This window comes from Rickettsiella massiliensis 20B (assembly GCF_000257395.1).
Classification (GTDB): domain Bacteria; phylum Pseudomonadota; class Gammaproteobacteria; order Diplorickettsiales; family Diplorickettsiaceae; genus Diplorickettsia; species Diplorickettsia massiliensis.
The window spans coordinates 449,672-474,632 of record NZ_AJGC01000002.1 but is presented as its reverse complement, the minus strand read 5'-3'; the positions used below and the strand labels follow the sequence as shown (position 1 = coordinate 474,632).

Genomic DNA, 24,961 nt, shown 5'->3' with positions numbered 1-24,961 from the left:
AAAGGGCCTGCCTATGCCAGCGTCAATCACTTCACGAACGGATAAATGGAAAAAATCTAGTGGTTACAGCGATTCAGTAAAAATTGGACCAGCAAAGAAACCGGACGACCGGTGGCCGATTGTGTTTTACCGTTTTTCCACGCCGTGCCCGCAATATCTAAATGTGCCCAATGAATTTTTAGCGAATCGTGCTAGAAAGCACGCCGCGGTAATACTTTTCGCCCCGCCTATGCCAATATTCATCATGTCCGCAATTGGACTATCAACCTGTGGTTGATAATCTTCCCATAAGGGCAATGGCCAGGCTTTATCACCGCTTTGCTCTCCGGCTTTTAAAAGGGCTTGCGTTAATTCATCTTGATTGCTCATTACACCACTGGCTACATCGCCTAACGCCACCACGATCGCGCCGGTTAACGTTGCAATATCAATTACAACATCTGGATCAAAGCGTTCACTGTACGTTAACGCATCGGCTAAAATTAATCGTCCTTCGGCATCGGTATTGATAATTTCAATGGTTTGACCAGAAAGACTGGTCACAATATCACCTGGCTTCACCGCACGACCACTCGGTAAATTTTCCGTGAGCGCGATCACGCCAACAATATTTATCGGAAGCTTCATTTGTGCCACCGCCTGCATGACACCTAACACCGTAGCGGCACCACACATATCGTATTTCATTTCTTCCATACTGGCTGAGGGCTTAAGGCAAATGCCTCCGGAATCAAATGTCACGCCTTTCCCCACCAAAACAACCGGCTTTTGATTTTTTTCCGCGCCGTGGTACTCCAAAGTCACTAAAAATGCGGGCTGTTCAGAACCTTGCGCTACCGCAAGCAACGCACCCATGCCTTCTTTACGCATGGCCGCTTGATCCAATACCTTGCACGTTAGGCCAAGTGTTTTGGCTAAAGTTTTTGCCTGCTCCACCATATACGTCGGCGTACAAACATTCGCGGGTTGATTGGCTAAATCTTTTGTTAAGCGCAAACCGGCATTCAGATGTTGGCTACGTTCTAATACGAGATTGAGTCCCGTGCTATCGGCATTGGGACGATACACTAACCACTCTAAGAGTTCGACATTCCATTTAACCGGTTTGGGTTGGCTCTTATAGTGATTAAATTCATAAAAACTCGCTTCCACGGCGGCGATCAGTTGTTGTATTTGCGCTTGCGGGTTCAGCTCGGTGACATGCAGTTCACCCAGCCCATTCAGTACGCATTGAATCGCATACCCTTTCAATGTGTCGGCCACCGCTCGATTGAGTTTACGCCAATCACTGGCGGTTAGTTTCTCCGCTTGTCCGGCGTAAACAAGTAACACACGAGCACTTTTTATACCCGGTACAGCATGCAGCATCAATGTCTGTCCGATTTCTTCTGTTAAATCCCCTTGCTTGAGCAGTTGGGTGAGATAGCCTTGACTGGCCGTATCGACGTATTGCGCCACCTGAGATAACGTTTTTTCTTTAAAAATAGCCGCCACCCAACAATCGGCGACTTCTACGGTCGCAAGCGTTGATAAAATACGATAGCGCATACGTTATGTTCCTCTTGATTTTTTTAACAAAGGGTCGCGCTAGTGTACCGAATTTTAGGCGATTTACCTAGATAAACGGACTCTTAATTTCTTTGAAATCTTATTCAGTCAAGCAAAGCACGGCTGGAACGGAAGACACAGATCTTACTTAATTAAATCTCTTAATAATATTTTAATCTTTAATAGATATATTTATAAGAAAAAAATAATGCTTTTAAATAAGCAAGGTGAAAATATATGGCTTTTCCTTCTTTTATTCAAAATGCTTTAAAAAAATATGACGAAAATAAAGGGTTTTTTAGACGAACCTTTTCACCAGGTGGCAACGCGCCGTGCATTAATAAATTACGGGAACTCGAGAGAAGTGATTTTAAAAAGTACACATTTTCTTTCCTTAAATGCTTTGTCACCGCAATGCCTAAACCATCACAAGCCTCTTACTCAGTCTTTCAGGCGGTGGCTCAAGAACAATTCAATGGTAGATTAAACGGTCGACTAAATTCTGAAAAATACCGGGAAGTACTATTAGCCCTGCACAAACAAAAGCTTTTTACCCCTAACAACATTCAGGCCATTACCCAACATTCTTATCCAAATGCATTTATCAGTGCATTACAAATGCTTAATCAAGCAAGCCTCTTAAATCAACAGACTTTTAATACCCTGAAAAATCAATCGAATCCTGCTTCGCTAGCGTATGCACTAAGAATACTCCATAGAAAAAAACTACTTAGCGCAACCAATGCTAAAACGCTTTATCAATATACTGATACTGAGCTGACAGAGATTGCTAAAATAGTAAGAATCTTAGATGAAAACAACATTTTAGACAAAAAAAATTTTCAAACTATCCTAACCTACGCGAACCAAACTACGAGTACTGAGATTGAGAGCGCGGATAAAATGTCTCATCTTTCGAAAGCACTCGATATATTTTCTCAAAAAATTAAGTGTAAAATCAAGGTAGTTTTAATCTATTATTAAAGAATCGAGTCCTCTGCAATTCGCTGAAGACACATATATGCTTCACACAGCTAAACGCTTAGCTCAAGAAGTAAAAAATAAATCAGAAAATTTAAGAGTATTAAAAAATAAATTCAAGCTTTTCAATAACTGTACTGATCCAACTGAAATCGCTGTGATAATAGATATTCTCAATAACAACAACCTCTTAACAAAAGAAAATCTTGAACTGGTCTCTAAACAAACTAATCTTGATGACTTAAACAGTGCAATAAGAATACTTGAGGAAAATAGGCTGCTCGATCAAAAGAATTTTGATCGAATAATAAAAGAAGCGAATCGATATAAAATAGCAAAAATATTATCCTTCTTTAAAAAGAACTCTATATCTATAGAGGAACATATAAACTTTTTAAACGAAGAATATTTTCTAGCGCTAAACACCCTTCATGATGCAATAATTTTTACCAAAGAAAATTTAGCGCTACTCAAAACCAATGAAGGTAATTCATTTTCATCTGCCCGAATATTAACTGAACTGAATAATGCCAAAATTCTCACTGAAGAAAACTTTGCAAAAATTAAAAATTTTGATATTTTTCATATTTGGCTTGTAATTTCTATTATCAAAAATCTTAATCAAGCAAACATTTTAAATGATGATCATTTCGATGCAGTTATAAACTGCGAAAACCTATTGGAAATGGAAAAGCAAATAGGAAAACTCGTTAAACAAGAAAAATTAAATAATCATAGCTTTCAGAATATTATTAATGAGATACAGTCTCTAAAAAGGAATAAAACCTCTTTCGATACACCCACATCCCTTAAAAAGACGACGACAAGTCCTTCATTGAAGGCTGCACACGAATCTGCCACTATCCCAGATCTAACATCTGAGACACACCCTTCAATAAATGACTTACACAAGATAGAAGAAGATAATCACTCACCCACTCTAGAAAATAAAAATAAAGCCGAAACATCTGGACTTTCTTTCTGTGGAGATACGACGCAAGACCATTTGATCAAGACTCCTCCTCAACAAGGAAATACGAGTTCAAGTTATCTAGCCATGTTTACTATTCCTTTGCAATGGCTTGTAAGCCCTATACAGGTTATTAAGAGTTATTGTTTGCAATTTTTTGCTAGTTTATATCCAGAGGGACAATCGACTCTTGCTATTGAATCTTCCGAAGATCACAAACAGCAAACCCTTGCTCTTGCACCAGAGGATTCAGATAAGAATAACAATAAACCATCTGATACGACCACTCAACCTCATGAAGCGATGATTCCAAGTGTGAGCGCTGAGCAAAAGGCGAATACAGTCGAACTCACATCTGCTTCAACTTATTCACACGATTCTCCTCGTTTTTTTAACGATCAAAGTACTCGTAATAAACAAGATCCTGACCAACGTGAAACAAGCAAGCATATTTCATATAGATAAAATTTAACCTTTGGCTGCGATACTCAAAAGAGAACCTTTTCTAAATTTTTAAAGGTTCTCTTACTCACGACGTATCTTAATAAAATAATTTCTTACACACAATTTATAGGGACGCCATTAATAAAACAATTTGATAATCCATCAATGCTCACATTAAAACCACTTAATAAAGTTTTAATTGCCGCTGTGGGTGCATTCATATTTAACACCCTTCGATTGATATGAATAGAATCTGTATTTACCGCCGCACCACCTACGATATAAGCGGCTCCATCTGGGCTATTCGATAGAATAAAACTATCATTGACTGTCAAACTTGTCGTACTATTTCCAACAAGCAATGCAACGGCCTGCACATTGGTTTCCGAAGCGTTCAGTTGAATATTGACATGATCTGCGGTCATGTTTGCTCCAGGAAATCCGGCTTGCAATCCAAATAACGAAGTAGAAAAATCAGAGCGCACATTGATTTGTATATTTTGTAAATTAATTATTGAGTTGTTGCTTTGTGCAGTACGTACTCCTATCGAGGTGTCTCCAGGAAGAATACAACCCGAATTGATAATACTATTCTTCAATATTAAAGAGGGCCCACCAAAACTCACACCCATGTTTCGCGCCCAAACCATCACATTCTCCACGACGGCGGTATTATTACCATTGACTCCGCTGAACAGTTTTCTTGCAGAATAGATTTAATCTCATTGGCAGCATCCGTAAATACCTGAGGCCATTTTGGATTATATTGGATTAATTCAACACATTTTATTTTTTCATTCGGATCAATCATACTAAAGTCAATTTAAATTAAATTTACTTTTAATTAATTCCGCACAATCCATTGAAGATAACGATGTAGTATCAATTTCTAAATCATAAGATTTATGTTGATGTACAAGATCATATTGCCAATGTACTAAACTAATAACTCTATCTTTACGACCACGTTCGCGGCTTTCTATCACATCAAGAGGCGCAATAGAATACCTGAAATCGGGAAAGAAGCTGAGTGTACTCTTTCATCTCATTACCGATAATAACTTCATCAATAATTAAATTATTACCCTGATGGGCAAGTGCCGCAATAGTAATACCTACAATAGGTTTACCGTTTATTTATGAGGCTTTAAAATTAATTTCTTGGTCATGGCCGATCTATTTTTCTGGCATCATCGCCATAAATTGGTCTACACCCACATGCAAATAAGCCTCTTCTAAAATAGACTGTAGATTTTTAGCAATCGATGTTTTTCCTACACTACCTACACCATTTAGAAAAATAATTTTTACTAGACTACTCATTGTTTTAATATTTCAGCACAAGTAAGAAAAGGTTAGCAAACCTATCAAATCTAAAGCTTTCCGTGTATCAGCCTAACCGACGGAAGATAACACAATAAAGAAAAGGAACCAAATCAGGACCCTATCGCCTTCTTAATAGCCTCGTACTTTCTATTTAGGCCCCATTCAGACGTATTAACTATTTAACAGATAGTTAAAGTTATATATAATCTAAAATATTTAGATAAAAACAACAATATAATGAAAAAAATCACCCGACTATTTCGTCGCCCATGCTCTTTCAAACAAGAAGAGCACCTACAAAAAATGGATTTTTTTCCAAAAAAGTCAATCCTTTTAGCTGAAGATAATCCACTTATTATACGCGCTATAAATAAGTTACTTGAACCGCGAGGTTATCGTGTTACGGCAGTTGAAGACGGTGTTAAGGCACTTGACTATTTGAAAAGCTATACATGTGATTGGGCATTATTAGATATCGTTTTACCCGAAGTAGATGGAATCGATCTCGTAAAATATTATCGTAACTGGGAAAAAGAAATGAACAAACCCTATGTTCCTATCTTTGGTTTAACTGGCTACCCTTTTAAAAAGATGGAACACATTTGTAAAGAAGCTGGAATAGATTCGATGACCTCAGAACCATTGAAAATTTTCTAACCTAAAAGCTAATCAAAGTCCAAACACAACTCTTAAGCGCATTTATTCTTTTCTTCCGAAAAAAGCACTAAAAAGCATTAATAGGTCTTTATTTTCTTTGAAAATAATGCTTAAGCACACCTTCCAAACATGTATTTCTGGGCGAAAAACACACAACTGGCTAGGTGGTTCTTGCCATAAAAATTTATCCCTTCTCATCGAATTGATTACTTAGAATCAATTTCCTTTTTTGCTGCCTCGTTAGTCTCTTCAGCAATTTGAAGTAACTGCTGATAAAGCATTTCAAGCTCTTCAGATGACTTTGATAGCAGTATTATTTGCATTTCTTGGCAAACTTGTTCTAAGCGAATTGCTCCACAATAACTAGCTCCGCCTTCCCATTTATGCGCCAACGCGCCAATACCCTGCCAATTATTATCGTTATGGTATTGTTTTAACTCTGTTATTTCTTTTGTCAGGCCACTTACCAGTAATTCCAGCAATTCATGAAGGATTTTTTCACTACCCACTAGCTCTATCGCTTTCTCTTTATCTAAAAGTGACAATGATTGTAAATCATTGAGGGATTCATCACGATTTTCTTTAGAAACAGGTGCTTGTGAATGTAATAGAAATACACTCAGTATCTTCGAAGCTTTCTCAGGTGTTAAGGGCTTGTTGTAGATTGAATTCATTCCATTGGCAAAACAACGCTGTTTCTTTTCATGCTCAACATGCGCTGTTAATCCTATAAATGGGTACAGAAGGATTTTTTTGTAATTGCTTTAATCGAATCAGACGGGTAACCTCACAACCGTCATTATCGGGCAATCCCATATCCATTAAAATCAAATCATAGTAGTTTTTTTTCTACTTTCTCTAATGCCGTCTTCCCATCCGGTGCAATATCCATCTGACAGTCAAATTCGGATAGCACGTTTTTTGCCACTGTAACCGCTATCGGATTATCTTCAACCACTAAAATATGACTTCCATTAACATTAGCCACTTCATAAGCAGAGGATTCATTCATTACTCTTTTTTTCGGTAGATTATGAGTTTCTTTTAACTCTACCAATTCTTTTGAATCTTCTACCTTAGTTTCATCTAACAATGATTTTCGAAAAGGAATCAAACAAATAAATGTCGTACCTTTTCCTACTTCACTCTCTATATGAATTTCACCATTTAAGTCTTTTATAAATTGCTTAACAACCCAAAGTCCCAAGCCTTGCCCCTCATGAGTACCCTGGTACGAAGGGATTAAAAGAGTAAAACGGTCATAAACCTCTTGATACTTATCTTGAGGAATACCCATCCCTGTATCACTAACGCGTAATTCAATCATTACCGTTTGTTCTTCATCTTTTTTCAAACGAGCACTGACTTTGATCTCGCCTTTATCCGTATATTTCAACGCATTGGTCAGTAATTCTACGATGACTCGTTGAACACGGAAAGCGTCACCCCTTAAATAAGTAGGTATTTTCTTATCATAATCTAAGCTTAATCCCAAATTTTTTACGACGGCTTTTGATTTATTTAAGTTTATACTTTGCTCTAAAGGCTCTTTGAGGTTAAATTTCTTCTCTAAGATCGGAATTTCACCCTTAGCCACCTTTATACTTTCTAATATGTTATTTAGAAAGCCTAAAAGAGCATCACTTGATAGCACCAAATCATCAACAAACCCATTTACTTTTTTGGGAATATCCGCTTGCATTTGAATCAGATGCGCACAACCTACAATACCGCTTAATGGCGTCCGAATATCGTGGCGCATATTCTCTAAAAATGCTGTCTTGGCTTCATTCGCTGCTTCGGCTTTTTCTTTCTCTAGCCTTAAATCTTCTTCAGCCTTTTTTCTTTCTGTAATATCTAAAGAAGTAGCTAGAATACCTATAACTTCTTTGTTAGCATTGTATAGAGGTGCTTTAACAACTAGAAAAGTAGCTTTTTTCCCATCAGATAATCTACCTGATATTTCTAACTCTTTAGGAACTTCACTTTCCATAATTTCACGTTCTGTTTGTAAAATAGTAGGAGCCTCGTCTTTCCAAGAGAAATCAAAATCTGTCTTGCCTATTACCTCTTTTACAGAAGAAACACCTGCTATTTTAGCTACATAATCATTGCATCCTAAATAAACACCCTCTCTATCTTTCCAATACAGGCTACCTGGTATTGTGGCTATAATATTTTCTAAATAAATCTGGGCTTCCTTTTTTATCTTTTTTTTAAGGACGAAATCTCTTTTTTTAAAGAGGTAACTTCTGTCACTACCCCTATAATTTTCATTTCATTATCCTTGTTATCCTCTGACTGAACCTCATGAATAAGCAAATATTTCTTAATACCATTTTTATGGATAATACTTTTCTCTAAAACCGTTGTTTGCCCATCTACCGTTTTAGAAGTATCCTTGTAATGAATTTCATTAGTTAGAGTTTCATCATTTTTCCCAATAATTACAGTCAACATAGCGGTTTTTCTTATCTTTCCAATAAATTCCTATAGACAAAAGATCCATCATTTTCTTATACGTTTTCTCTTCTTTTAACATAGGTAATTTCCTAACCTATAAAAAATATATTAATAATTCATGCTATACCTTTTAGTCATTTGAGTATGTTCATGCTGTAATTTGGGATCGGCTCTCAAATAAAAATCCAGTAAAAAGGCAGTCCGGCTAACATAGGGATTTTATCCCAATAATTAGTTAATGATGCTTGCTCGCCTATTGTTTTATTTGAGGTTTCCTCAGCTTTAAACAAAATAATAGGAAAATTTAAGTTTCTTGGAACTTGATAATTTAAAGATAAATTCATACGATCCGCACCTAATTTTATCCAAAAAGACAAATCTATAATAGGCCCTGCTCGAAATAGCTTAGCGCTATACTCCTTTCGTTTAGTCGATTCGTATTCTTTAACAAGCGATTCTTTTACTTGATGATGTAATTTTTCTTTATTAATTGCCCTAGCCCAGGTATCAAATAAAACAACAAATTGAACTTCTTCTTTCATTTCCATCAACTGTCGAGCTATTTCAATAGCAACCGTACCCCCGAAAGAATGCCCTGCTAGCTTATAAGAACCCTTAGGTTGAAAGTGCTTAATACACTCGATATAGCTGGCCGCCATTTCCTTAATACTAGAAAAAATTAATTTTTTGGCTCCAATACTGGGATCTTGCAAGGCATAGCAAGCACCATTGAAATTTAATTGCTCTATTAATGCTTTATAGCAAAATACCATTCCACCCACTGGATGTATTAAAAATAATGGCAATTCATCATTAGACCCTTTTTTTAACGTGACTACTGAATTTATTAAAGAAGAGGAGGTTACTTCTTTTTCACCCAGTTGTTTTTTCTCAATAACAGTGCCTAATGCTTTAATAGTTGGAAAATCCATTATAACTTTTACAGGAAGATCTAGATTGAACGTTTCATTTATTTTAGAAATTAATTCAACCGCACGTAATGACTCTCCCCCATTTTCAAAAAAATTATCATCAATACCTAAATTATTAATATCTAGGCAAGAATCCCATAATAAACATAACTGTTTTTCGGTTTCCGTAGTCGGAGGATTAAATAAATAATTAGCCTTTTCTAAACGTAAGCTTCTTAAAAATTTATCATCAATTTTTCCATGTGGTGTCAACGGCATTTCTTCAATAAAATACCAATTGGCAGGAATCATATAATCTGGAAGTATTTCTTTAACTTTTTCCTTTAAATCAATCAGAATCCCTTGCTGTATCTTAATAGTTTGTGGTTGATTTGCATAGGTCAACCAATTCTCTAAACTTAATAAATGGTCATTACGGCGATCTTGTTCAACAATATGAACTAATTCTTCTCCCCGATAAAAAACAATATCAAAACAATGTACGGGATCTTGTTTACAGTTAATAACGGCTCGATAGCCTAATTCTTCAGCTAAACCGGATAATGTTTCAGGATTCTCTTCTGGATTATTCGTTATTTCATATAGCTTATCTCCAGAAATAGGCAATCTAGCATTAGGAATACCTTGAATAGCCAAATGCGAAGGTGATTCATGTAATAAAGTCCTTTCAATCATTTCTTGTGTTGTAAAATTTTTACCCCATTCCATCCAAGATACCAGCAAGCTTGGAACAGGCTGAAGCCCTTTTTTATATAGAACGGCATCATAACGAAACTGTGTTTAGCTCATTAATGTGCCTCCCGCGACGAATTTGTGTGATAGCACATTCAAGCAAAGGATGGCTTTGTGCGAATTTTTCAAAAAAATTGTCTTGGATCATGCTTTATTTTATACGCGACTTCCCTTTCAGATAGCTTTTTTTCGGTAGACAAAAGAGTAGCACGATGAAAAGCTTCTAAATGCCTTAAACTACGAATGTCTCCAATAAATAGTTTCCCACCAGGCTGCATACAAACAATTGAGCTTTCTATCACCTGGATCAAATGCTCTATATCAGGAAAATATTGAACCACTGAATTAATAATAATGACATCGTAATCAGATTGTTCTTCGTCATCAAAAATGCCTGCTGCTCTTTGTAATAAACTTATTTTTTCCTGTAAATTTAAGTTCAATCGTACCTTCTCTAAATATTGGATCGCCGCCTCAGAAAAATCAGTTGCTCTATAAAAGTCGCAATAAGGTGCTAGTCGTGTCATTAATAATCCAGCCCCACAACCAATTTCTAAAACGCGTTTGGGCTTAAGGGAAAGTATTCTTTGGACGGTCGTGTCGATCCACTCTTGCATTTCTTCCTCTAAAAAAGGTGCCCGAGTATACGAACTATTCCAGCCTAAACAATTGAAATTAAGCGGTTGCGTTGCATCCAAACGCTGATAAAGCTCTTCATACAGCTTAAGCCACTGCTGAGTTTGATCCTCCGCATGAGAAAGATAGACGGCTTTTTCGAAAGAATGAGTAGGTTTAGCCACTAAATAAGCAATAAGATGCTGGTCATAGGCTCTTACTCATTAATTCTTCCTAAATATTCCAGACGCCCATCAGATAACCATCGCGCCATATCACCCGTTTTATAAAGACGCTTGTTTTGACCATTCAATGAAATAGTCAAAAAGCTACTCTGATTTAATGCTTCGCGTTTTAAGTAGCCTCTTGCTACACCCATTCCACCTATATACATCTCTCCAGCAGATCCTATGGGAATAGGTTCTAAATTAGCATCTAATAAATAAATCTCTACATTAGCAATAGGTTTTCCAATACCTAATTTACCACTGGATAAATCTACTTTCTCAATGGAAGCACAAACAGTCGTTTCAGTAGGCCCATAGGCATTAATAACTTGGCAATGCCCACTTCACCGGCTAATACTAAGCACCGTAACTTAGGTAATACGACTCCCTCTGGAATAATTTCCACTACCGAAGGGGTCAATGTAGCAATAGAAATAGATTCCGTTTTCAATGCTTCTATTAATTCAGAACCTACCAATTTAATATCTTTAGAAACTAAACATAATTGAGCACCTGCCAACCAGGTTCCCAGTATTTCCCAAAAAAAAGCATCAAAAGTTGGGCGAGCAAACTGTAAAATACGATCCTTAGAATGAATACCTAACAGTTCAATTTGGTTGTAAACCATATTGATAACGCCCCGTTGTTCAATAAGTACACCCTTGGGCTCTCCTGTAGAACCAGAGGTATAAATGATATAAAACACATCATCTGGAGAGGCTATAGTCATTAAGTCTGTTTTAGAAGGGTGATCTTGCCAAAATTCTTGGTTTAAATCTATGCTGGGTACAATGCTCCCTAATTTATTAGGTTGACTCAATATTATCTCTAACTTGCTATATAAATCTCCCTGGCTTATTAACATCGCGGGTTCACAATCATTGACAATAAACTGAACCCGTTCTTTAGGGTAATTTGGATCGATACAGATAGGGGTTGCTCCTGCTTTCCAAACAGCCAGCAAATTAATCAATAATTCAACGCTTCTGTCTAAATAAAGCCCAACAATTTGTTTTCGACATAAGCCTAAATCAATTAAATGATGCGCTAATTGATTTGCACGTTCATTCAATTGTTGATAAGTAATAACTTCTTTGCCTAAACTTACTGCAATGTTATTAGGATTTTTTTCAGCTTGCTGTTGAAATAATTCACATAATGACGAGTTAATTGGATAATCTTTATTACAGGTGCTTAGTCCCGCCGACAACTGAGTATGTTCCTCTTTATCTAGTAAAGATATTTTTGAGATAGCTAATACCGGTGCGGCTATGATGTTTTCCAATAACCTCTGAAATTGTCCAATAAGTCTTTCGATAGTTGAACGTTGAAATAACTGGGTATTATATTCAAAGAGACCTTGCAACTCGTCTCCAACTTCTTGTAGATATAAAGATAAATCCACTTTCGCGCTTTCAAAATCAGCCAATAATAAAGATTCATTATCAGATAATATGCGTTTACAACTTAAACCAGCTAACTCTATAGGCTTTACAGGATAGTTTTGGAAAATAAACATGATATTACCGAGTTGACTTTCTCCTAACCTTCGCGACGGCTTTAAAGCAGAAACCAACTTTTCAAAAGGCAAGTCCTGGTGCTGGAAAGCTTTTAAAATCATTTTTTTATTGTGCTTTTAAAAAATCCTCAAAACTAGGATCAAGACTTGTATCCGTACGTAACATTAAAATATTGATAAAAAATCCAATGACATGCTCAAGATTTGGAGAATGTCTACCTGAAATCGGTGTACCAATAACAAGATCTTCTTGTCCCGTGTAATGCCCTATCAATAGTGAAAACGCGGAAAATAAAGATGTAAACAAAGTAGTTTGATTAGCTTGTGAAAGATTTTTAATAGCCGCTACAGTTTCTGCTTTAATAAAAAAGGGGATTCGTGCCCCTTTATAACTGTTTTGGCTAACATCATCTATTGAGTAATCTAGCGGTAATTTTGTAGAGGAAAAACCAGATAGTTGTTCTAACCAATGACCAAGTAGTTTTTCTTGTTTAGTTTCGTCTAATAAATGCCGCTGCCACTGTGAAAAATCAACGTAATCCCAATACTTTTTTGGTAAATTAGTCGGTCTTTTCTCAATTAATGCCGAGTAAATTTCTGAGAGTTCATTACAAATGACCAGCCGTCATGAATAATATGATGCATAGATAACATCAACACATGACGATCTGCCGTATATTCCAATACTCTAACTCTTAATAAAGGCGCATTATTTAGGTAGAAAACTTGTTGCGCTTCCTCATGTGCTAATTTTTGTAAAAAAAGTTCGGATAAATCACTGATTTCTTCCAAATTAAAATCAAACAACTCAGCTACGGCTGTATAAGGTAAAACAGTTTGATAGGCCTGTCCTTCCTGTGTAATAAACGCCGTACGTAAACTCTCATGTCGCTCTAATAAAGTTAAAAATGATTGTTTTAAAGCTTCTTTGTTTAACTCACCTAAAAACTCAAACGCAACAAACATATTATAAAGAGGATTATTTGGTTCTAATTGATCCATAAACCAAAGTCGTTGTTGCGCAAAGGAAAGTGGAAATAATTTATTTTCTCTGTGTCCAATTAAAGTCACTTTTTTAGGGTAAGCGCTTTGTTCACTTTGTTTATTTTCAATTAAAGCAGTAAGATCCATTACGGTACTAGTCAACAGTTCATCTATTTTTATTTCTACAGCGTAAATGCTATAAATTTTAGCTATGAGTAGAGTAGCTTTTATTGATGAGTAAAATTATCCGTACAACCAAGCCCTGAGATACCTAAAGTTTCTTCCCATAAATTAACCAATTTTTTCTCAAGAGAATTTTCAGGTGCTATAAAATGAGTATCAATGAAATTTTTTCGACGTGCTATTTTCAAACACGACTGAATTTGTTCTATTGTAGAAAGATTATTTGCGAGCGTGAGATAGTCTATAGAATTTTCACTTTTTTTCTTTTTTTCTACCGTATTTAAGGTTTTTTCTTTTTTATACTTAGCAAAGCTTTGTGTTGTGTCATATTTAACCAAGCAAGCGCTCTCTGCGGAGATGTTAAAATGAGTGATCAAACCTTCTTCGTTTAAAACAGGATCACAAACATTTGCTAAGAAATTTTTAGCCGGTTCATTTCTATCTGTTGGTATAAAAGCAAACTTAATAAAAGGTACATTATATTTTTTAGCAATAAGACCTAATTCATTAAGAATACGATGCTCTGCCCCACGACCTAGCACTTCGCAACTTAGTAAAAAATTTAATACTTCAAGAGCAGTATTTTTTATTTTAAAAATAATAACCCCTTTCAATCCATAATTTCTCTCATTATCCTTAATATGAAGGATTACAACCTTTGAACTATTTAAAAGCTGTTGTAATTGCTTATCTGTATATCTACCTGTTGTACAATTAAATTGATTGGTCTTTCGCGTTAATTCAGCTGCTCTCTTTAATTGCTCTATCTGGGAAGGATCCATCGTAAGTTCTAATAATTGAACTTCTAGCTGTAAATCATTAATAAATTGGCTAAGAGAACGATAGGCTTTTGAAGCAGATAATTTCACTTTTCCTTGATAGGATTTAGTACGTTGTGTATCTTCTACGGTTATATTCAGCTTATCCAAAAACCAAATTCTTTCATAAACTTACATTCACGACTATTATCATCAATAAATAAAAAACTATTGGGCGATAAATTAAGCTCCTCTGCTATTTCAGCTATATTAACCGCCTTTTCCTTCAAATTTATCCGATACGAAGTAATATGTTCGCGCTTTAATAACATATCCGGATGTTTATCAAACACTAACCAAACATCTGATTCTTTATTTTTACTACATAAACAAATAAGTTTCCTATTTGTTGCTGCTGGATAACAAAACGTTGTAACGCTTGTTGAACGGCTGTTATTTTTAAATTCGTTACATTTTCTTCCTCACCACAGACCCCATCCCACAAAGTATTATCACAATCCAGCACAATAACTTTATTAGCTGCGCGCTTTATCGCATGAATTTTTCTGGTCAGCATAGCTGCCAACACACAAAAATAATCTTCCGTATAAGGGATATGCCCTAATTTATCCGCATAGGAATTATGATAGTCAGAAATTGGATAATAAGTATTAATCTCATCGTAAGTGATTAAATAAACCCCTATTAATTGAGAAACCAATTGGTTGAATGCTATTTCTAACTCTTTAAATGTCTCTTTTAAAAAGGGATTTTCATAAATAACTGGGCTAGATTGACATATCCCTATAATCAGATTACCTTGTAATTCACCCGCCTTTGCCTGAAGCGTTGATAAAAAATCAGCGGCTATTTTTTTAGTATGGCTAACTGTAAATAATTCTTTATCTTCTCCAGATTTAAAAGGCAACCAATCTTCAAAACGAATTAAAATAATATTGGTATCTTGGTTCTGTCTAAATAAACTATCTGGATCAAGTAATTGTTGAAATATTTGTCTATAAGGAGATATCTTTACTTCAGGAACTTCATTAATTAACTTTAAAAACAATTTTAAAGGTTCTGCAATAGGATCGGACGTAAATGTAGATGTGATTGTTATCATTACTAAAGTCTTTCAGTTTAAAAGAGGAATGCTTTGCTAGCATTTAGTTATTATTTTTAGCTCTAAAAATCCGTAGAATATTAGATTGAATTAAACCATTACTTTAGAGAGTATAACAAGCAGATAGAGACTCACAAGGTTTTTCTTCACTAAACCTCGCCCCTTGATATAGGACGAGAAGTATAATGAAAAATCAATTCGAGAGCAATTAACTAATAGGCCACCTTTCATTTTAAAAAAACGGGTTCATTATTATTTTATTGTCTATTATTTGCAATAAAATTACCCTTTAGATGTTATAAAAGAAGTAATTAAACTAACCGACTTAGATTTAATTGAGTTAAAAAAAGCCTAATTTCCTCTTCATAAACCAGAGGAGAAAAAAGACATGGCCTATATGACAAGTTTTAAATGATTTATTTATGGTGAAATTTAAATCGAAGCAAAATCAACTTCGGCTATCTCCACGAATCGTGTTTTGTTGGCACTGCGTTTTAATTGAATAACGATAGAAATAATGGATTGGATATAAGCGCGTAAATTTTCTTCGCTCGATGTATTAACTGATATCCTACCCATGCATCCACACCGTGCTCTTGATGTTGCCGAAGAAAATACAAATCGTCATAAACGTTATAACCTTTGAATTGTAAGTTCTTACGGCCGACCTGATAACCAAACCAATAAACTAATGATTGCGTCCTGTCCGTCACAAAATAGCCATTTAGCCGTGCATCCCAACGGTGTTCCAAAACTTCAAGACCTGGATTCACTGTCCATAAATGATTTTCTTCGGCTATTTTTGAGTAACCACCAAATAAATACACACCCAATAAAGTATTTTGATTAGACAACCAACGATATCCTAAACCTAAATCCAGATAACCTTGGCCATCGGCCCCATAAACCACTTGTGGATTCAGATACCAAGCCTGATCGCTCTTCCCAGATAAAGGTAACTACGCATTCGCTTGCCCAAAAACCCGATCACTGGCATACATATCACTCGAAAAACGAGCAGGAATCGTTTGTGCAAACAGTGGAGATGTCTCGAAACACAGAAGCAGGAGGAGTAAAACAAAACGTAGTTTAAAAAAAGATATCATCTTAACTAAGTTCATCCTTAAGTGGGTCGCCTATCCTTTTTTATGCAGGGCTACCTAATCCGATCTTATTTATCTTTTTAAGATTATACAATCTATATAAGATTTTTTTTATTTTTTGCAATCCGCTTTCTGATCAGAATTGAATGCGTCTCCTTTTTTAACGCCACACATGCGTTCGATCTTTTTTTCATCGTGCTTGCTTTGATTGCTTAATAAGCATTTATTGAGTTTTTTAAAACGGTGCTCATGACTGGCGTCTCCTGACCCTTTGTGAAATAATTTAGCGCTTATTCGCTTTCGATGACACTATGATTGTTTTTCGTTATTTAACGCGTGAGCTCTTTGCCAGCTTATGTTTAATTACGAGCTTATTATTTCTTATCTTGATAAGTAATGAGTTTGTTCATTATTTACATCAAATTGCAGGCGGAAAAATTGCAGTAACCTTGTTATGGAAACTGGTTCTGCTCGAAGCACCGCGTTTTTTAACCGTATTACTACCCTTTGGGTTATTTTTAGCAATTTTATTTACTTACGGTCGACTGTACGCCGACTATGAAATGACGACCTTACAAGCGTGTGGTTTGAGTCTGGCACAGTTGACAAAATTTACCTTCCCACTGGTCTTGGCCATCAGCCTATTTGTAGCCAGTTTGAATCTGTGGATTAATCCGCAACTGATGATTCATCGCAACCGACTCCTCGCACAAACTGGGCTTGCGATTCAATTAGAAACTGTTCAACCCGGCAGCTTCCAGCAAAGCCATAGCGGACGACAAATTATCTACGTTGAAAATATCTCTGCAGATCATAAAACCGTGAAACATCTTTTCATTGCTCAACAAGATTCACCTGTCCAAAGTACATCACATAAACCAGGAAAATTATCGCCTCCGTGGAAAATTACCACCGCTGAAAGTGGTTATCAGACGTTTGATCCCGCCACACAACAACTCTTTTTTATTGCGGTCAATGGCCGCCAATATCAAGGGACTCCCGGACTCAATCCTTACACGATCACGCAGTTTAAACACTATGGAATGGCCATTCATATGAAATTAGGTACGATTCAAAATCCACAAGATGCACTGTCCAGTTGGGCATTATGGAAAGCCACTCCTCCCAACAAACCCAGTTATCTGGCTGAATTACATTGGCGTCTGGCCGCACCGATTGCCACCCTACTCCTCGCCCTGCTTGCCATTCCGTTGAGTCGTGTCAATCCGCGGCAAGGAAAATACTTATATTTATTGCCCGCAATTATTATCTATATTTTTTATATTAACCTGTTACTTTTCGGCCGAAGCTGGATTGAAAATGAAGTGATCTCCTACCGTTGGGGATTATGGTGGGCGCACGCTGCACTCGGAGGTATCGTTTTAATTGTGTGGGGCTATTTATTAGGCAGGTCACGTGTAAAACAAGCCATTCTGCATTTATTTTCGCACCGATCATGAAAATACTCACCCGGCATCTTGGAAAAACAGTCATCCACACTTCCTTATCTGTTCTGGCGGTGCTCATTGCTTTATTTGCATTGATTAATTTAATCGCGGAAACCGGCGAGGTGGGCAAAGGAAATTATACCTTACTCAGTGCCTGTACTTATGTTTTGCTCACCTTACCTTCTCAACTTTATAGCTTTGCGCCGATTGCTTTATTGTTAGGCACTTTACTCGGACTCGGTGCATTGGCGAAATATAATGAACTCAACGTTGTACGGATTAATGGTGTTTCATTAGGACAACTGGCGTGGGCACTTTTTAAAGCCACATGGATCTTAATTGCGGTGGTGGTACTCATCGGTGAAGGACTTGCGCCTCGTGCGGCACGTTTAAGCAGAAAAATCATAAAACCCTTCTCACCACCGGCGGACAAACTTTCATGACAAAACAAGGGACACTTTGGATCCGCGATGGACAAGATTTTATCTATATTCATTCTATTTTAACACCGACCCATTTAAAAAATGTGACGCGCTATACTTTTAATTCACAACAACATCTAGAGCGTGTCGCGTTTGCTGAAGAAGTGAAATACGAAAATCAACAGTGGAAAGCCACTCATATCGCTTATAGTACGTTTAACCTACCCAATATCCAATCCGCGCAGCTTAAAAAAGCCATTTGGCCGCTCTCATTTAACCCCAAGTTACTCAAAATTTCAGTGATTAATCCAGAGAATATGTCGCTAACACCAGTTACGCGAAACGATTACTTACCGTGAAAAAAATCATTTGAGCAGTCAAAACTACCGCTTAGCTTTTTGGCAACGCTTACTTCAACCCTTAGCCATTTGGATCATGATGGCGTTGGCCATTCCTTTTACGTTTACACAACCGCGTAATGCGGCAACCAGTCTACGAACCATCATGGGAACGTTGGTTGGCTTTAGTTTTTATCTACTCAATCAATTTTTTAGCCCAGTGGCGATTGTTTATCAATGGCCACCGATTTTAGCTGCCCTATTACCTTTATTTATTTTCATGACGATCACCTTATTTCTTTATCGATCCGCCTAACCAGAGAAAAACCGTCTACAATGTGTTCAGCTGAGTAAAAGCCATTTATTTATCCTTCTGGGTTATCAAAAAAAGAGGTCCGTATGTCAAGGTTACGTATTGCGGTAGGACAATTTAATTTTTCGGTGGGCGCCATTGAGGAGAATGCTGAAAAAATGATGGCGGCACGACGCCTCGCTGAACAGAAGCAAGCAGACATCGTCGTCTTTCCGGAGCTGGCACTAAGTGGTTATCCGCCGGAAGATTTATTATTACGTGCTGATTTTCAACAACGTATTCAAACCGCATGCGCAACGATTTGTCAGCAGCCCAGTCCTGTACCAATTTTATTCGGTTATCCCGACTCGACCGAAACCGGTCTTTACAATGCCATGGCGTTGATTGATCAACAGCATATCGTAGCAAATTATCACAAACGTTGTTTACCCAATTATGGCCTCTTTGATGAACAGCGTTATTTTTCACAGGGAACCACTGCCGGTCTAATTCATTTAAAAGGGCTTACCATTGGTTTACTCATTTGTGAAGATTTATGGCGAGAAGAACCGATTCTTAGTTTAAAAAACGCTGGAACACAGTTGGTGATTTGTATTAATGCTTCGCCTTTTGATCGACAAAAAGCACCGCGCCGTTTACTGGCTGTACAAACAGCAGTCCGCATGCTGGGCTGTCCAATTTTGTATGTTCACGGCGTGGGCGGACAAGATGATTTTGTTTTTGACGGGGGTTCCTTCGCTGTCTCGGCAACGGGTGAAATCAGCGCGCATGCGGATTTTTTTGCCGAACAATTGTGGTTTATTGATCTCAAACCAACACGCTCAATCTCGACCACATCGACAACAAACGCTATTTATGCTTGGGACCTTTCTCATCAAGACTCGCATCTCTCGCAACACTTCCCTAGTAACCAGGCAGACGAGGCACAACTTTATCAGGCTTTAGTGTTCGCGATACGTGATTACGTTACAAAAAATGATTTCCCAGGTGTGCTCCTAGGCCTTTCCGGTGGCATAGATTCTGCACTGGTGTTAGCGATTGCAATCGACCTTAGGTGTGGACCGGGTCCATACAGTCTCTTTACCCTCTCGTTATACTTCCGAACTGAGTGATTCAATCGTTGCGACCTTAGTACAAACGCTAGGAGTCCGCCATTCTACGTTTTCGATTGAACCGAGCTTTACCACTTTTTTAACTACCTTGGGGTTCGACCCAGACAACCCTCCTCCCGGAACCATGGCAGAAAACATTCAGGCACGTTGTCGTGCCGTCTTGTTAATGGCTTTATCGAATCAAAGTGGTGAGTTACTGTTGAATACAAGCAACAAAAGTGAACTGGCCATGGGTTATGGCACCCTCTATGGCGATATGGCGGGTGGTTTTTCAGTGATTAAAGACGTATTTAAAACCCAAGTTTATCAACTCGCTCGTTACCGGAATACGCTCTCGTCACTTTTTCCTGAAGAGTTATTAGTCCGCGCACCGAGTGCTGAATTGGCTGAAAATCAATATGATGAAAATACTTTGCCTCCCTACTCAGAATTAGATCGTATCTTAGGGTTGTATCTGGAAGAAGATAAAAGCCTCAACGAAATTGTGCAGCAAGGTTTTCCGCAAGCATTAGTCGAAAACGTCTTGCGCACTGTGGATAGAAACGAATATAAACGCCGTCAAGCAGCGATTGGACCACGGGTGAGCCCTCGTGCTTTCGGACGTGAACGACGCTATCCGATCAGTTCTGGATTTTCATCGTCTATCGCTTAAAATCAAAAAGGATGGCCAGGAAAATTCAATCGGTATACCGCGATGCTTTGAGTGGCCAAATCATCTAAGCCTAAGTTACGGTATGATTTAATCAACAGTAATAATGCTTTTTCAACAGCGGGTGCCCCTTGATAGTTACGCACCACATCTTTAGCACGATTCGCCGCAGCAATATAGGCTTTGCGTCGGAAGTAATAATCGGCAATCTGTAATTCGTATTCAGCAAAAGTATTACGTAAATAAATCAATCGTTGCCGTGCATCCGGCACATAACGACTTTGCGGGAAACGACGAATAAACTGATCAAAATCGTTATACGCTTGGCGCATGGAACCGGGATCACGCAGCGCCACATCAATCGGCACATAACGTAAATACCAACCACGATCTTGGTCCATATTGACCACGGCGTTGAGATAGTACGCATAGTCAATCCACCGACTACGTGGATAAAGTTGAATAAAATGATTGAGTGTCGATTGTGCCGCCGTTGAGTTATTTTCTTGATAATAACTATAGGCTAATTCAAGCTGCGCACGTTCCGAATAGGGTGTAAAAGGATAAATTACCGCCAATGCCTCGTAGGCCTTGATGGCCTGTTCATAATGACCGGCCGCCAACGCGGTTTTTGCACGTTGATAAACTTGCGTTGCAGATTGTCCCTGAAAAGCAATCATTGGATCGGCCGAATTTGCTGCACACGCGCTCAGCAACAATCCTAATAAAGTGATCACAACTAATTTTACTACGTTCACCACACACCCATATTTTTATGATTCATTTTTATTCCAGATAACCACCTAAAATGCACGCCTATCCGGGACAATCACCCGGACAAGCGGATCACTTATCGATTAGGATTACCGTCTTTATTTGAGCAGACTTACGGTTTTTTTCGAAATAAATCGTTGAGTTTGAATTTTTCAGCGAGGATAGGAATTCCACACCATCCAATAATACCTTCAATAATTAATATCACCCCAACCAAAAATGAAAACAAACGAGGTAATCCTAATAAAACGCCAATCAACAAAACCGCCCCAATGACTAAGCGAGCAAGACGCTCATTGGATCCGATATTGCTTGCTACATTCAACATAGATAGTATCCTCTAGTACAGTGGTGAGAAAAAGGCATCGTTCCTGCCTGCATTATAGCGATTCTTCTATGAAAAACACAGCGCAAACTATTGATTGTCAGATTATTGTACCGGATGATTTTGCGGAAAAGCGACTTGATCAAATCTTAGCACAGTTATTTCCCAGTTATTCACGAACCCGTTTACAAGGATGGGTGCGCAGTGGCGCTATCTTAGTGGATCAACAACGGAAACGCCCACGTGACAAAATCAAAGCCGGTGCGTTGATTACCTTGTCGGCCACTTTGCCAAAAGAAGTCACTTGGGAAGGACAAGCGATTGCACTAAATATCCTTTATGAAGATTAATTGTTGTGAATAAGCCGGTAATCCAGATCACACTTTAGTGAATGCGCTGTTACATCATTACCCAATTTTAGAACAATTACCCCGCGCCGGAATTATTCATCGTTTAGATAAAGATACTTCCGGGTTATTAGTGGTCCCTAAAACCCTTCCCGCTCACACGTCTTTAGTAAAACAATTACAACAACGACAGATACAACGTCATTATGACGCTGTGGTACAAGGCGTTTTAATTTCAGGGGGTACTATCGATGCCCCCATGGGGCGACATCCACGCTTGCGTAAAAAAAGAGCGGTACTCGCCGTGGGTGGCAAGGAAGCGATTTCGCATTACCGAATCATTGAACGTTTTGCTCACCATACCTGGATCAAAGTACAACTTGAAACTGGACGGACGCATCAAATACGTGTCCACATGGCGCATTTACATTATCCTTTAATAGGCGATAAAACTTACGGAGGGCGTCTCCAACTGCCTAAAAAAGCAAGTCCAACATTAATCGCCTGCTTACGCCACTTTCCACGACAAGCATTACATGCACGATCCTTACAACTGGTCCATCCCGACTCTCTACAAACTATGCAATGGGAAGCCCCTATACCCGATGATATCCAACAATTGCTGACTTGTTTACGTCAGGAGTCCTTAAATGCTTGAATGGATCACACCCACTTGGCCCGCACCCACTTGGGTCAAAGCAGCCACCACCACGCGTATCGGAGGGTTGAGCTTACCTCCTTTTGCCAGCTTAAATCTCAGTTTAAATGTGGGTGATCAGCCAAATACTGTTTTACAAAATCGACAACGTCTGCGCAGGGCATTATCTCTCCCAAGCGATCCACAGTGGCTTCACCAAGTGCATGGTAATCATACTGTCGTTATTGAAGATCCTGCTTGCCAAGCAACGCCCGAAGGCGATGCACTGTATACCGAACAGACGCAACGGGTTTGTGCGATACAAACGGCCGATTGTTTACCACTCTTGCTTTGTCATCGTAAAAAACAAGCTATTGCCGCAATTCATGCGGGTTGGAAAGGGTTAGCCTGTGGCATTATCGAAAATGCACTCCAAAAATTTAACTGTCCTGGTCATGAATTAATGGCTTGGCTCGGTCCGGCGATTAGCCCAAATGCATTTTGGGTTCAACAACCGGTTGTTGATTGCTTTACTCAGCAACATGCGCAAGCGTATTCCGCTTTTCAATATCATGGTACAAAGGGTTGGCTAGCTAATCTCTACGCTTTGGCAAAAATTCGCTTACAACAAGCGGGAATTACTGCAGTGTATGGAGGCGACTATTGTACCTATACGGATGAGAAACGTTTTTTTTCATTTCGCCGTGATCACATCACAGGACGGATGGTGACATTGATTTGGATAGAAACCAATTAAATCATCACTCTAAAAGCTACAATCAAGAAAAGTAACCGCAGCGTTACGTCCTTTTACTAAAAGAATACTTTTCCTTAATCATTTTATTTTTTCAAGCAGAGCACATCCCTTAGTAAAACTGCATCAAGATTATATCTCTAAGAAAATTATTTTTTATGCTAAAAAAGCAAGTTTGTACAAAAATCTAAAAAACACAAGGCGCGCATTAAACAATGCATAAATCAACAGTATTGACAAGAGAAATCAGATTTTTCGTAAATGCAATAATGTTTCAAGATTAAATCTTGTTTTTTTTATTTTCAGATAAGCTATGCTACTTAGCGGCAAAAGTAAATTTAATAATTTTATAAAAAACTATAAATTTACCTTTTTAATAAAATTCTATTAACTAATTTATTAATTTACATTTTTATTGAATTTATTGTTTTATTTATATAAAATAATAATAATAATAATAATAAAACTTCAGATTATTTATGAAAAAAAATCGAGAATCATTTGCGGAATCTTTAGCGACGGTTCATCCTAATACTAAAAAATTATTACTGATTAACATACAAGACCAAGAAAAATTAGATAAATCACATAATACTCTAAGCATTCAAAATCTTTCTGAAAATGAACACGATGTAGCGCATTTTATTCAGGAACCGTATGATCTTAAATTAATTCTGCAAAATCTTTCTGAAAACGAACGTAGCCAATTTCTTTTTAACGAAAATAAACACAATGTAGTTCACCTCATTCAGGAACCACGTAGCCTCAACCTTATTTTTCAATTTCTTTCTGACGAAGAACGTAAACTTCTCTTCCAACAGGAAAAAGATAATATAACTAACCTCATTAAGACATCCTATGATCTCAATCTTATTCTCCAATTTCTTCCTAATGAAGAACGTAAACTTCTCTTCCTGCAGGAAGGAGATAATATAACTAACCTTATTAAGACATCCTATGATCTCAATCTTATTCTTCAATTCCTTCCCGAAGAGGAATGCACAATTCTCTTTCAGCAAAAAAAAGATGATATAATTAACCTCATTAAGACATCACATGATCTCTATTTTACTCTACGATTTCTTCCTAAAGATAAACGAAAAATTATTCTCCAGAAAAAAAAGACGATTTAACTGAACTCATTAAAACACCCCATGATCTCAATCTTATTCTTCAATGTCTTTCTGGAGAGGAATACACAACTATTTATGAAGAAATAAAAAATCAATCAAGTGTATTTAAAGACGCATTTTTAGATGTAAATTACTGTTTTATGG

At 37.5% G+C, this 24,961-nt stretch carries 29 protein-coding genes and 3 pseudogenes; 12 read left to right on the top strand and 20 right to left on the bottom strand.

Going from position 1 to position 24,961, the window contains the following annotated elements; all coding sequences use genetic code 11:
• Positions 1–56 precede the first annotated feature (56 nt).
• Together S3O_RS19835 and S3O_RS14450 are read right to left on the bottom strand one after the other, a co-directional pair.
• Complete coding sequence (locus S3O_RS19835; protein ID WP_268869470.1) at positions 57–155, bottom strand: hypothetical protein; 99 nt, start codon at positions 153–155, stop codon at positions 57–59.
• Positions 127–1,548, bottom strand: a complete 1,422-nt coding sequence (locus tag S3O_RS14450) for a leucyl aminopeptidase (RefSeq protein ID WP_010598620.1) — start codon at positions 1,546–1,548, stop codon at positions 127–129. Before S3O_RS14450 ends, S3O_RS19835 begins: the two co-directional genes overlap by 29 nt.
• A 237-nt stretch (positions 1,549–1,785) precedes the next feature.
• Here S3O_RS14450 and S3O_RS0108245 point away from each other — a divergent pair, with 237 nt between their 5' ends.
• Complete coding sequence (locus S3O_RS0108245; RefSeq protein ID WP_010598619.1) at positions 1,786–2,532, top strand: hypothetical protein; 747 nt, start codon at positions 1,786–1,788, stop codon at positions 2,530–2,532.
• A gap of 37 nt (positions 2,533–2,569) precedes the next feature.
• Positions 2,570–3,964 carry a hypothetical protein gene (locus tag S3O_RS0108240; protein ID WP_010598618.1) on the top strand — a complete coding sequence of 465 codons (1,395 nt, stop codon included), beginning with the start codon at positions 2,570–2,572 and terminating at the stop codon, positions 3,962–3,964.
• 92 nt (positions 3,965–4,056) lie between these two features.
• Here S3O_RS0108240 and S3O_RS0108235 read toward each other — a convergent pair whose 3' ends face one another.
• The 3 genes from S3O_RS0108235 to S3O_RS18210 form a co-directional block, all read right to left on the bottom strand.
• Positions 4,057–4,593, bottom strand: a complete 537-nt coding sequence (locus tag S3O_RS0108235) for a hypothetical protein (protein ID WP_010598617.1) — start codon at positions 4,591–4,593, stop codon at positions 4,057–4,059.
• A gap of 168 nt (positions 4,594–4,761) precedes the next feature.
• Entirely contained in the window at positions 4,762–4,929 is a 168-nt protein-coding gene (locus S3O_RS18220; protein ID WP_202798026.1) for a phosphotransferase-like protein, read from the bottom strand.
• Between the two features lie 190 nt (positions 4,930–5,119).
• Entirely contained in the window at positions 5,120–5,266 is a 147-nt protein-coding gene (locus S3O_RS18210) for a phosphotransferase-like protein (RefSeq protein ID WP_202798025.1), read from the bottom strand.
• A 240-nt stretch (positions 5,267–5,506) separates the two neighbouring features.
• Here S3O_RS18210 and S3O_RS0108220 point away from each other — a divergent pair, with 240 nt between their 5' ends.
• Entirely contained in the window at positions 5,507–5,926 is a 420-nt protein-coding gene (locus S3O_RS0108220) for a response regulator (protein ID WP_010598616.1), read from the top strand.
• A 206-nt stretch (positions 5,927–6,132) separates the two neighbouring features.
• Here the strand turns inward: S3O_RS0108220 and S3O_RS12305 are convergent, their stop codons facing one another.
• The 13 genes and pseudogenes from S3O_RS12305 to S3O_RS17485 all read right to left on the bottom strand — a co-directional run bounded on the left by S3O_RS12305 (position 6,133) and on the right by S3O_RS17485 (position 16,583).
• Positions 6,133–6,600 carry an Hpt domain-containing protein gene (locus S3O_RS12305; RefSeq protein WP_010598615.1) on the bottom strand — a complete coding sequence of 156 codons (468 nt, stop codon included), beginning with the start codon at positions 6,598–6,600 and terminating at the stop codon, positions 6,133–6,135.
• A gap of 158 nt (positions 6,601–6,758) precedes the next feature.
• The gene (locus tag S3O_RS14440) at positions 6,759–8,102 is read right to left on the bottom strand and encodes an ATP-binding protein (protein WP_268869469.1); all 1,344 of its coding nucleotides are present in this window, start codon (positions 8,100–8,102) and stop codon (positions 6,759–6,761) included.
• A 29-nt stretch (positions 8,103–8,131) separates the two neighbouring features.
• Positions 8,132–8,386, bottom strand: a complete 255-nt coding sequence (locus S3O_RS15850) for a hypothetical protein (protein WP_010598613.1) — start codon at positions 8,384–8,386, stop codon at positions 8,132–8,134.
• Between the two features lie 176 nt (positions 8,387–8,562).
• Entirely contained in the window at positions 8,563–10,044 is a 1,482-nt protein-coding gene (locus S3O_RS0108210) for a thioesterase domain-containing protein (RefSeq protein ID WP_010598612.1), read from the bottom strand.
• 134 nt (positions 10,045–10,178) lie between these two features.
• A complete protein-coding gene (locus tag S3O_RS0108205) occupies positions 10,179–10,853 on the bottom strand; it encodes a class I SAM-dependent methyltransferase (RefSeq protein ID WP_010598611.1) in 675 nt (224 codons plus the stop codon).
• A 32-nt stretch (positions 10,854–10,885) separates the two neighbouring features.
• Positions 10,886–11,062, bottom strand: a complete 177-nt coding sequence (locus S3O_RS20180) for a hypothetical protein (RefSeq protein ID WP_328264366.1) — start codon at positions 11,060–11,062, stop codon at positions 10,886–10,888.
• Positions 11,063–11,083: 21 nt separating this feature from the next.
• Positions 11,084–11,179 (bottom strand): annotated as a pseudogene (locus S3O_RS20515) (hypothetical protein); the annotation flags it as partial.
• The gene (locus S3O_RS19825) at positions 11,167–12,486 is read right to left on the bottom strand and encodes an AMP-binding protein (protein ID WP_192805925.1); all 1,320 of its coding nucleotides are present in this window, start codon (positions 12,484–12,486) and stop codon (positions 11,167–11,169) included. The pseudogene S3O_RS20515 and the gene S3O_RS19825, both read right to left, overlap by 13 nt.
• 34 nt (positions 12,487–12,520) lie before the next feature.
• Positions 12,521–13,416: pseudogene (locus S3O_RS19820) on the bottom strand (condensation domain-containing protein).
• A gap of 209 nt (positions 13,417–13,625) precedes the next feature.
• Entirely contained in the window at positions 13,626–14,510 is an 885-nt protein-coding gene (locus tag S3O_RS0108180) for a hypothetical protein (RefSeq protein ID WP_029463741.1), read from the bottom strand.
• A gap of 181 nt (positions 14,511–14,691) precedes the next feature.
• Positions 14,692–15,462 carry a hypothetical protein gene (locus S3O_RS0108170; RefSeq protein ID WP_010598606.1) on the bottom strand — a complete coding sequence of 257 codons (771 nt, stop codon included), beginning with the start codon at positions 15,460–15,462 and terminating at the stop codon, positions 14,692–14,694.
• Positions 15,463–15,956: 494 nt separating this feature from the next.
• Entirely contained in the window at positions 15,957–16,373 is a 417-nt protein-coding gene (locus tag S3O_RS0108165; protein WP_010598605.1) for a hypothetical protein, read from the bottom strand.
• A gap of 48 nt (positions 16,374–16,421) precedes the next feature.
• Positions 16,422–16,583, bottom strand: a complete 162-nt coding sequence (locus S3O_RS17485) for a hypothetical protein (protein WP_156792837.1) — start codon at positions 16,581–16,583, stop codon at positions 16,422–16,424.
• Between the two features lie 293 nt (positions 16,584–16,876).
• On the opposite strand from S3O_RS17485, the gene lptF reads away from it, so the two are divergent.
• From lptF to S3O_RS20510, 5 genes and pseudogenes are all read left to right on the top strand, one after another.
• Positions 16,877–18,025: an LPS export ABC transporter permease LptF gene (gene lptF, locus S3O_RS0108155; protein WP_010598604.1), complete on the top strand. Its 1,149-nt coding sequence runs from the start codon at positions 16,877–16,879 to the stop codon at positions 18,023–18,025.
• Positions 18,022–18,456 (top strand): LptF/LptG family permease, encoded by a 435-nt coding sequence (locus S3O_RS0108150; protein ID WP_010598603.1) that lies wholly within the window; start codon positions 18,022–18,024, stop codon positions 18,454–18,456. Before lptF ends, S3O_RS0108150 begins: the two co-directional genes overlap by 4 nt.
• Complete coding sequence (locus tag S3O_RS0108145) at positions 18,453–18,794, top strand: LptF/LptG family permease (protein WP_010598602.1); 342 nt, start codon at positions 18,453–18,455, stop codon at positions 18,792–18,794. The genes S3O_RS0108150 and S3O_RS0108145 overlap by 4 nt, the downstream gene beginning before the upstream one ends.
• A gap of 10 nt (positions 18,795–18,804) precedes the next feature.
• The gene (locus S3O_RS0108140) at positions 18,805–19,089 is read left to right on the top strand and encodes an LptF/LptG family permease (protein ID WP_010598601.1); all 285 of its coding nucleotides are present in this window, start codon (positions 18,805–18,807) and stop codon (positions 19,087–19,089) included.
• A gap of 83 nt (positions 19,090–19,172) precedes the next feature.
• Positions 19,173–20,850: pseudogene (locus S3O_RS20510) on the top strand (NAD+ synthase).
• Positions 20,851–20,852: 2 nt separating this feature from the next.
• Here S3O_RS20510 and S3O_RS12290 read toward each other — a convergent pair.
• Together S3O_RS12290 and S3O_RS0108125 are read right to left on the bottom strand one after the other, a co-directional pair.
• Positions 20,853–21,605 carry an outer membrane protein assembly factor BamD gene (locus tag S3O_RS12290; RefSeq protein ID WP_033227495.1) on the bottom strand — a complete coding sequence of 251 codons (753 nt, stop codon included), beginning with the start codon at positions 21,603–21,605 and terminating at the stop codon, positions 20,853–20,855.
• A gap of 128 nt (positions 21,606–21,733) precedes the next feature.
• Entirely contained in the window at positions 21,734–21,949 is a 216-nt protein-coding gene (locus S3O_RS0108125; protein ID WP_010598599.1) for a YgaP family membrane protein, read from the bottom strand.
• Between the two features lie 68 nt (positions 21,950–22,017).
• Here S3O_RS0108125 and S3O_RS20705 point away from each other — a divergent pair, with 68 nt between their 5' ends.
• From S3O_RS20705 to S3O_RS0108110, 4 genes are all read left to right on the top strand, one after another.
• Positions 22,018–22,296, top strand: coding sequence for a S4 domain-containing protein (locus S3O_RS20705; RefSeq protein WP_010598598.1), 279 nt, complete (start codon positions 22,018–22,020; stop codon positions 22,294–22,296).
• 37 nt (positions 22,297–22,333) lie between these two features.
• Positions 22,334–22,951: an RluA family pseudouridine synthase gene (locus S3O_RS14430; RefSeq protein WP_010598597.1), complete on the top strand. Its 618-nt coding sequence runs from the start codon at positions 22,334–22,336 to the stop codon at positions 22,949–22,951.
• On the top strand, positions 22,944–23,687 hold the full coding sequence (pgeF, locus tag S3O_RS0108115; protein ID WP_010598596.1) for a peptidoglycan editing factor PgeF: 744 nt from the start codon (positions 22,944–22,946) through the stop codon (positions 23,685–23,687). Before S3O_RS14430 ends, pgeF begins: the two co-directional genes overlap by 8 nt.
• Before the next feature lie 476 nt (positions 23,688–24,163).
• The gene (locus S3O_RS0108110) at positions 24,164–24,817 is read left to right on the top strand and encodes a hypothetical protein (protein WP_010598595.1); all 654 of its coding nucleotides are present in this window, start codon (positions 24,164–24,166) and stop codon (positions 24,815–24,817) included.
• The last annotated feature ends 144 nt before the right edge of the window (positions 24,818–24,961 follow it).